Below are 7,490 nucleotides of genomic sequence, written 5' to 3' on the forward strand. Positions count from 1 at the left end.
GTCCTTCCGGGGACGGGGAGGCGGGGAGGGGAGCGGGGGGTGACGAGGGTGAAGGGAGAGAGGGATCAGAAGCGCGCGAAGCCCAGCTCGGCGGCTTCGGCCGGGGTCCCTGCCGCGTGGTCCAGAGCGCAGCCGTCCACGTCGAGAGCGACGGTGAGCAGGGTGCCCCACTGCTCGTGCGGCGGCCTGGCCGGGTCCGGCCGCATGCAGACGACGGCGCCCGCGCCCGTCTCGCCGCACAGCGCCTTCGCCCGTTCGGCGGGAGCGAGCCCCGCCATCACCGCGCGGACGTCCCGCAGATGCGCCAAGCGTTCCGCCGTCGAGGAGTCGGCCGGGCAGACGTCCCCGGCGCCGAGCCCGGCGTCCAGGAAGTGATTGGTGTGCAGCAGCCAGCCGTCCTCGCCGGCCGGCACCACCGCGAGTCCGGCCGGGGAGAGTTCGAGGCTCGCGGCGCCGGAGTCGCGGGTGACCACGGTGAGCGAGGTGGAGGCGCTGACCTGTGCCGTCGCGGCGAGTGCCACGGCCTCGTCGAGGGTGTCCGCCTCGTCGAGGATGCGGCGGGCGACCGCGTGCACCGGGACACCTCCTGCGTCGGAGTCCGAACGGTGGAACAGGATGTTGAAGTGCACGCCGAGACCGGCGCTGTTCACGCCGATCTTGCCCGGGGCGCCGAACTCGGTGAAGAGCTTCACCGTGCGTCCCGGCGCGGGGCTCAGCTCGTGCAGCAGGGCATCAGGGACGAGCACGTCGTGCCAGTCCCAGGTCTGCACGGTCTGCGGGACCGCTCCCGCGGGCGCGAACACCGCGGTCGAGCACTCGCCCGCCCCGGCCGGCGGACAGGCGGCGAGGATCTCGGTCCGGGCGCCGACGGCGGCCACCGCCCACCGGGCGACACCGGCTGCGTCCGCGCAGGCGTCCGACTCCTCGGCCAGCGCCGGGGCCCAGTCCCGCAGCGCCGCGTGACTGCGCTCGGCGATGGCACGCGCCTGTTCCACCGGGACGCCCAGTACGGCGAAGTGGTCTAGGTACAGCTCCGCGCCCCGCCGTATGCGGCTGCCGAACCGGGTGCCCAGCAGGGACCCGCGGTCACGGGGGTCGGCCGTCTCGGTGGTGAGGGTGTGCAGTTTCACGGCAGCGGATCCTTCGAGCGGGAACGGGGGGCGCCCGGCGTGCCCGCGCACGGCGCCGTCGGGGGAGACCTCACGGGAGCGGCGCCGTTCACGGGGAGGCGAGGCGGCTCACGCTAGGAAGGTAAAAGGTTTTATACAATGCCCCGAGCGGACTTTCGTTCCCCGGACTCCGCTCGCGACCCCGTACCCCGACCCCAGGCGGCACCATGGCACGGACACAGGGCATCACCATCAAGGACGTGGCCCGCAGCGCCGGGTACTCCATCACCGCCGTCTCGCACGCGCTCAACGGCAAAGGCACGCTGAGCGCGGCCACCCGCGAGCACATCCGCGCCGTCGCCACACAGATGGGATACGAGGCCGACGCGCTCGCCCGCGGCCTGCGGCGCTCCACCGTGGGCGCGGTGGGACTGGTGCTCCGGTCCCTCGACGCCCTGGGCGACTACACCCCGGCCGGCGTGGACGTCTTCGAGAGGTTCGTGGGCGCCGCCGCCTCACAGGCCCTGGCCCGCGGCCTGAGCCTCATGCTCGTACCGGACCTGACCCGCGTGCCGGTACCGCCGCTGGCCTTCTCCATGGACGGCTACATCGTCACCAACCCGCACGTGGACGACCCCGTCGTCGCCCTGCTGGAGAAACGCGGCATCCCCTACGTCACCTACGGCCGCGCCCCCGGGCGGCCCGGCTTCCCGTACTGGGTCTCGGAGGACGACGAGGCCTCGGCGCGGCTGGTCCTGGACCACCTGGTGGCCGCGGGCGCGGACAGCGTCGCCCTCGTGTGCGGCACCGACCGCAACGCGTGGAACCTCGACCACCAGGACCTCTACCTGAACTGGTGCGCCGAGCGCGGCAGTACGCCCCGGCTGTACGAGCTGGCCGAGCGGGCGGGCGTCGAGGGCGGGGCGGGCCTGGCCGGCCGGATCGTCGACGACGGTGTCCCGGACGCCGTCTTCTGCCTCACCGGCCGGCACGCGGCCGGGGTGCAGCGCGGGCTGATGGCGCGCGGCGTCGAGGTGCCGGAGCGGACGATGGTGGCGGCCGGATCGGACTCCGAGCACGCCCGCCACAGCCGGCCGGCCGTCTCGGCACTGGAGCTGGACCCGGTGGGCAGTTCGGGGGCCCTGCTGGACATCCTCCAGGCCCTCATCGCCGGCGAGGAACCCGCCGCGCCCCGGCTCACCCGCGCCCGCTTCCACCAGCGCGGCTCGACTTGTCGCCCGGCGCCGTCCCCCTAGGCTGTCTCAGGGCCCCCGACGGGCCGCCGCCGCGAACGAGAAGGGGCGCCGGCGTGCTCCGTCCGTCCCGGTGACAACGCGCCGAGACCAGCTCGTGCAGCGGTCGGGGTCCCCTGCCTCGGAGTCCGCGGACAGGGTCGCGGCGTCGTGGACGGCGAGTTCCTCCCGAGCGCCGACGAAGGCGGGCCCGCAGTCGAGGGGAAGACGGTCGGCCACCATCGTGACGGCCTGTCGCGGTGTCGCGGCCGGGCCCACGGACTCGCTGCGCAGCGGGCCGGAGACCCGGTACGCGCCTTCCGGCGCGGGCTGGAGGTAGGGGATGTCCCCTGTCCATGGCCACTTCGTGCAGCGGCTGAAGTGCAGTTCCCCCATTCCCGTCCAGGGGAACAACTGGCGTGGGCGGGGTTCGGCGTAGGCCGCTTCGAGCAGTTCCGGACGGATCCGCCCGTCGGCGCGTACCTTCTGCCAACCCGCTTCGACCAGGTCCGGGGCATGGCCCGGTGATGTCGTGTCCACAGCGGCACAGCATCCCGTCGTCGCCGGACCGGTCGAGCGGCCGTGAATGCCCCGGTCGGCTGTCGGCGCATGTTCCGGGCGGCCTCTTCCGGTGCGGCGGCGCTCTCCTCGGCGGTGGGCACGTCCACCCGGGTCACGGCTGGTGCTTCGTGCGTGCGGCCGAGGCCTGCCGCGGGTCCGCGCCGGAGTTGACGTGCCGTTGTGTCTCCTGGGGGCCGTGCCAGTCCAGGCACACGGCGGTGGCATCGTCTTCGAGACGGCCACGAGCGGCGTCCCGGACCGCGGACGTCAGCGCCATCGTGGTCTCCCGTGGGTGCAGTTCCCGGGTGCTCTCCAGCAGGGCGGCCAAGTCGACCTGTTCACTGTGCCGTTCGAGCATGCCGTCGGTGAACATGAGCAGACGGTCGCCGGGCCGCAGATCGAGGTCCTGCACACGGTAGGGGTGGGGGCTCAGCTCGGACAGGCCGAAGGGATGGTCCACCTCGCAGGTGACCACCTCCACAGCCCCCTCGCGCATGCGCAGTGGCCAGGGGTGACCCGCGTTGACGAGCCGGGCCCGCCCGGTGTGGAGATCGATGCGCAGCAGCTGTCCGGTGGCGTGGCCGTGGCCGTGGGCGAGCAGCGCCTCGTCGGCTCGGCGGGCCTGCTCGGCCAGGCCGGCGCCCGCCCGACGGGCGCCGCGCAGGGCGCCCACCAGCACCGTGGCGGCCAGGGCGGATTCGATGTCGTGGCCCATGGGGTCGGTCACCGACACGTGCAGGTGGTCGCGGTCCACGATGTAGTCGAAGGTGTCACCGCTGAGGTCGTCGGACGGTTCCAGGTGCCCGCACAGGGTGAACTGCGCGGCCTCGCACGACAGCGACGGGGGCAGCAGCTGGTACTGGATCTCCGCTGCCAGAGTGGGGGGAACGGAGCGTTTGCCCCACGTGTAGAGATCCGTGAAGCGTCCGTTGGCGATCACGACATAGGCCAGGACGTGGGCGGCTTCCCCGACCGCCTCGAGGATGTCCTCTCCGGAGGCGGCCGGCAGGAACAGTTCCAGCAGCCCGATCGCGTCCCCCCGGTTGGTGACCGGCATGACCACCCGCTGTCCCCGGGCGGTCGCCTCCTGGTACCGCCGCTGGGTCCGGATCACCTCCTCGTAGACGCTGCCGGCCATGGGGATCCGCTCCGCCTCCCGCTCGCCCTCCACACCGATGGCGGTGGACAGGCGGGCCACCGCCTTCCCCGTCAGGTCGACGACGAGGAAAGAGACCTTCGTGGCTCCGAAACGCCGCCGCAGGTCCTCCGCGACCACATCGGCGGCGTCAGCCGGTGCCGCTGTCTCCGCTGCGGTCAGCAGCCGGGGATACATACTCTGTCCAGCGCTCACGACCGCGGTCCCTTCAGCAGCCCTTTCCACCAGCTTGGGGACCGCCGCGGTGAGCGTCAATCCGTGAACGGTCACGGTAAGTGAGGGCGGTCAGGACCAGAACGCCCACAAACCCGGCCGTCCCGACGGGAGCATGCCTGACGAGACACGCCGGTGCCTGGGGACACTCACGTGTTCCAGGATCGGGAGGTGCGCCGAGCGGTCCGCCGTCCCGCTCGTCAGCCCACGGGAACGAGGCGGGCGCGGCCCGGTCGGCAGGCGGGAGGATCATGCGGGTGGTGGTGGCGTGGGCGATCGGTCCGCCCTGTTCGTCCAGCACCCTGCCCTCGGCGGTGGCGGTACGCCGTCCGGCGTGGATGACGGTGCCTTAGGCGGTGAGGGGTCGGCCGTCGGTGCGGGCGGGGAGGGCGGAGTGGACGGCGCGGCCCATGGCGGAGTCGAGGAGGGTGGCGGCGATGCCGCCGCGGACGGTGCCGAGGGGGTTGGCGAAGTCGGGGCGGGTGTCGAGGGAGAGGGCGATGCGGCCGCAGCCCCGCCCCATCGACGACGCGCTCGCGGCTCTCCACCGGGTGGCGATGTACAGCTGACCGGGCAGGAAGCCGGTGACACCCAGCGACTGCCCGAGACCGTGGGCGAGGGGGCGGTGGAGCGTTCATCTGCACCTGGACCGCAAGGCCCCGACTTCCTGTTCGTGGTGACCTGATCAGTGCCTGGACGCCGCCTGCTGAACACCCGGCCTCGTCGTTCTCGCGGTGCCCGGGCGCGACTCCGCCTTCGGCCGGCTCGCATCCGGCCGCTGGGCGGGGTGTGTCCCGCCGGTGATCCGCTGCGCATGTTCGACGACGCCCGCCCCTGGGCCGACGCCGTCGGCGGCCGGGGCCACCGCCGTGGCCGCCGGTCCCGCGGCCGCTGCACGGCGCCCGCGCCGACCGCCCCACCGTGCCGTCACCGCGGCCGCCCCCCACCACAGCTTGGTGCTCTCCGCCTCCTCCTCCACCACCGACAGCGGCCTGCCGATCCTCCAGGGATCCCATGCCGCCATACGCCGGGGCATTCGCCGGTCCGCCGCACGAAGTCCCGCCGGCAAACTCATGCCCGGCGAGTATCCGGGCGAACACCCGATCACACACCGCAGGACCGGCAGGGGGACGCGGAGACGATCAGAAACGGCCCCTCGAAGCGGAGGATGCCGCACCACCCGGTCCCATGGCCGGGTGCGCGGGTCCGCGCAGGCGACGGGGCCGTCGCTCACAGGGCGGCGCGTGCCTTCAGGGGTTCCCACCAGTCACGGTGGTCGCGGTACCAGGCGAACGTCTCCGCCAGCCCCTCGGTGAAGTCCTTGCGCGGGCGGTAGCCCAGCTCGGTGGAGATCTTGGTGCAGTCGACGGAGTAGCGCAGGTCGTGACCGGGCCGGTCGGGCACCTGCTCCACGCTGTCCCAGCCGGCCCCGGCCAGCTCCAGCAGGAGCGTGGTGAGTTCTTTGTTGGTCAGCTCGGTGCCGCCGCCGATGTTGTACACCTCGCCGGGCCGGCCCGAGCCGCGCACGAGTTCCAGGCCCCGCACGTGGTCGTCGATGTGCAGCCAGTCCCGCACGTTCATGCCGTCCCCGTACAGCGGCACCTTGCGGCCGTCGAGCAGGTTGGTGACGAACAGTGGGATGACCTTCTCCGGGAACTGGTGAGGGCCGTAGTTGTTGGAGCAGCGGGTGACCCGCACATCCAGGCCGAAGGAGCGGTGGTACGACAGCGCCATCAGGTCGGAGGAGGCCTTCGACGCGGCGTAGGGGGAAGTGGGCCGCACGGGATCGCTCTCCGGCCAGGAACCCCGGGCCAGAGACCCGTACACCTCGTCGGTGGACACGTGCAGGAACCGCGCGCTGCCCCCGGGCCTGCGCAGCGCCGCGTCCAGCAGGGTCTGGGTGCCCAGCACGTTGGTGGTGACGAACTCGGCCGCGCCCAGCAGGGAGCGGTCGACGTGGGATTCCGCCGCGAAGTGCACGATCTGGTCGTGCTCGGCAACCAGCGCGGTGACCAGGTCCCGGTCACAGATGTCACCCCGCACGAACCGGAATCCGGCGTGTCCGCGGACCGGGTCGAGGTTGGCCGGGTTGCCCGCGTAGGTGAGCTTGTCCAGCACGGTGATGCTCACGTCACCGGGCCCGCCTGCGCCGAGCAGCGTACGGACGTAGTGCGAACCGATGAATCCCGCGCCGCCGGTGACGAGAATGCGTGTGAGGGTCATGACGAGATCTGTACCTTGTCGTGGTCGCCGGGAACGAGCCGGTGCGCGGCAGGTGCCGCGCACGGAGGAATTGTCCAGGACGACGGAGAACCCGGTTCGCCCGCGCTGCCGGTGATGCCGCAGCCGTCCGAGACCGACGTGAACGGGCCGACACGGGGGAAGCAGGTCACCGTGCCCCCTGCCGGTCACACCACCGCGCCGACGATGCACGGTGTCCGTGCCGCCCAAGCCGAGCGGGCCGGAGCAGAGCTGGGGGGGTTCTGCCCGTACCTGTAACCGCAGTGCCTTCCGCGGGCCCTGAGCTGCGGTTTCCTCGATGGTGAGCGAATGCGGCGTACAGACCGCGAGCGGCGGGAACCCGCCTGCGGATGCCCACCGGCCGGTAGGGGCCGACGGCGGACCGCACCGCATCCATGTGTTCGAACCATCGCGGGGAGGCATCATATGGCGAAGCAGTCCGCACCCAGGGAGCTGGCCGGCATCGCACCGAAGCTGGTCGAGATCACCGACGAGGTGCTGTTCGCGGACGTGTGGGAGCGGCCCGGGCTGTCGCCGCGGGACCGCAGCCTGGTCACGGTCAGTGTGCTGGCCGCCCTCTACCGCGGCGAGCAGCTGCCCTACCACCTGGGTGTGGCCCTGGACAACGGGCTCACCGTGGAGGAGCTGTCCGAGGCCATCACGCACCTGGCCTTCCACGCCGGGTGGCCCAACGCCATGACGGCGATCACCCGGCTGAAGAAGATCGCCGACGAGCGAGTCATCTGTCCAGGCCCTTCCCCCGTCTCCCTCCCAGCCCGCTCCCTTCGAGGAACAAGGAAAGCCGTCGTGGAACACATCACCTCCGCCCCACCGCCAAGGCCCCGGCCGAGCGTTTCACCGGGGACGTCTGCCTCAACCGGATCTAGTGCCGCGGCAGGCGACGTTCGCCCGGTGAGGAGCGGCGTCCGGTGCGGCGAGTGGGGGCACCCCCTCCGGGGGAGCGTGCCGGGCGTCGCG

Annotated in this window: 6 protein-coding genes and 1 pseudogene; 2 read left to right on the forward strand and 5 right to left on the reverse strand. The window is 72.4% G+C overall.

Annotated features, from left to right (window positions below; translation table 11 throughout):
* Positions 1-65 precede the first annotated feature (65 nt).
* Positions 66-1,130 carry a C45 family autoproteolytic acyltransferase/hydolase gene (locus ACIRFH_RS29570; RefSeq protein ID WP_403527283.1) on the reverse strand — a complete coding sequence of 355 codons (1,065 nt, stop codon included), beginning with the start codon at positions 1,128-1,130 and terminating at the stop codon, positions 66-68.
* 206 nt (positions 1,131-1,336) lie between these two features.
* Here ACIRFH_RS29570 and ACIRFH_RS29575 point away from each other — a divergent pair, with 206 nt between their 5' ends.
* Positions 1,337-2,365 (forward strand): LacI family DNA-binding transcriptional regulator, encoded by a 1,029-nt coding sequence (locus tag ACIRFH_RS29575; protein WP_403527286.1) that lies wholly within the window; start codon positions 1,337-1,339, stop codon positions 2,363-2,365.
* Between the two features lie 6 nt (positions 2,366-2,371).
* Here ACIRFH_RS29575 and ACIRFH_RS29580 read toward each other — a convergent pair whose 3' ends face one another.
* The 4 genes from ACIRFH_RS29580 to rfbB all read right to left on the reverse strand — a co-directional run bounded on the left by ACIRFH_RS29580 (position 2,372) and on the right by rfbB (position 6,494).
* Positions 2,372-2,881 carry a DUF6193 family natural product biosynthesis protein gene (locus tag ACIRFH_RS29580; protein WP_403527289.1) on the reverse strand — a complete coding sequence of 170 codons (510 nt, stop codon included), beginning with the start codon at positions 2,879-2,881 and terminating at the stop codon, positions 2,372-2,374.
* Between the two features lie 133 nt (positions 2,882-3,014).
* Positions 3,015-4,235: a PP2C family protein-serine/threonine phosphatase gene (locus tag ACIRFH_RS29585; protein ID WP_403527309.1), complete on the reverse strand. Its 1,221-nt coding sequence runs from the start codon at positions 4,233-4,235 to the stop codon at positions 3,015-3,017.
* 385 nt (positions 4,236-4,620) lie between these two features.
* The gene (locus tag ACIRFH_RS29590; protein ID WP_403527292.1) at positions 4,621-4,794 is read right to left on the reverse strand and encodes a PaaI family thioesterase; all 174 of its coding nucleotides are present in this window, start codon (positions 4,792-4,794) and stop codon (positions 4,621-4,623) included.
* A 707-nt stretch (positions 4,795-5,501) separates the two neighbouring features.
* Entirely contained in the window at positions 5,502-6,494 is a 993-nt protein-coding gene (gene rfbB, locus ACIRFH_RS29595; RefSeq protein ID WP_403527295.1) for a dTDP-glucose 4,6-dehydratase, read from the reverse strand.
* 444 nt (positions 6,495-6,938) lie between these two features.
* On the opposite strand from rfbB, the pseudogene ACIRFH_RS29600 reads away from it, so the two are divergent.
* A pseudogene (locus tag ACIRFH_RS29600) lies at positions 6,939-7,250 on the forward strand (carboxymuconolactone decarboxylase family protein); the annotation flags it as partial.
* Positions 7,251-7,490 lie beyond the last annotated feature (240 nt).

Origin of the sequence: Streptomyces sp. NPDC093586 (assembly GCF_044764905.1) — a bacterium.
In the GTDB taxonomy this organism is placed as follows: domain Bacteria; phylum Actinomycetota; class Actinomycetes; order Streptomycetales; family Streptomycetaceae; genus Streptomyces.

What these genes read in the sequence shown, in the direction of transcription:
- ACIRFH_RS29575 (WP_403527286.1), top strand. Translation starts at nt 1,337, where the DNA reads ATGGCACGGACACAGGGCATCACCATCAAGGACGTGGCCCGCAGCGCC.
- ACIRFH_RS29585 (WP_403527309.1), bottom strand. Translation starts at nt 4,235, where the DNA reads ATGTATCCCCGGCTGCTGACCGCAGCGGAGACAGCGGCACCGGCTGAC.
- ACIRFH_RS29590 (WP_403527292.1), bottom strand. Translation starts at nt 4,794, where the DNA reads ATGGGGCGGGGCTGCGGCCGCATCGCCCTCTCCCTCGACACCCGCCCC.
- rfbB (WP_403527295.1), bottom strand. Translation starts at nt 6,494, where the DNA reads ATGACCCTCACACGCATTCTCGTCACCGGCGGCGCGGGATTCATCGGT.